1 protein-coding gene is annotated in these 582 nt (G+C 45.5%); it reads left to right on the forward strand.

The window, feature by feature from the left end; translation table 11 throughout:
- A partial coding sequence (locus R7Q11_RS28055) for a methyl-accepting chemotaxis protein (protein ID WP_225467215.1) occupies positions 1–582 on the forward strand: 582 nt, incomplete at both ends.

Raw genomic sequence — 582 nt, forward strand, 5'->3', positions numbered from 1 at the left:
GTACTTGCTTCAGTTATCGCATTAACACTTCTGATCAGAACCCTAATGCGCCCGCTAGATACACTAAACACGGCAATTAAAGACGTCGCATCTGGCAAAGGTGATTTAACGCAACGCCTAGAAACTGACACCGATCAGGAGTTTTCTGAGCTAGCGAAAAACTTCAACACCTTTATGGAAAATCTTCAGCAGCAGATCATTGAATCGAAATCTATCTCTGATCAGATTCTTACTGGTACTCAAATCACGGCGGAAGGCGCACGCGACTCCGCTGGTGCCATTCAAACTCAGCTTCAAGAATTGGAGCAACTGGCAACCGCAATGCACGAAATGTCTGTCACCGCGACAGAAGTTGCGAACAACGCACAAGGCGCCGCAAGCGCTGCGAAAGAAGCCGATCAAGCAACCATTGAAGGCTCATCAGTGGTGAGCGAATCAACACAAACCATTAATATGCTCTCAGACAGCATCGATTTGGCTGTTGAAGAAGTTCAAGTGTTAGAGTCAGCAACAGCAAACATCGAAACGATTCTTAAAGTTATCAACGATATTGCAGACCAAACCAACCTACTTGCATTGAAT

Source organism: Vibrio sp. 970, from assembly GCF_033339075.1.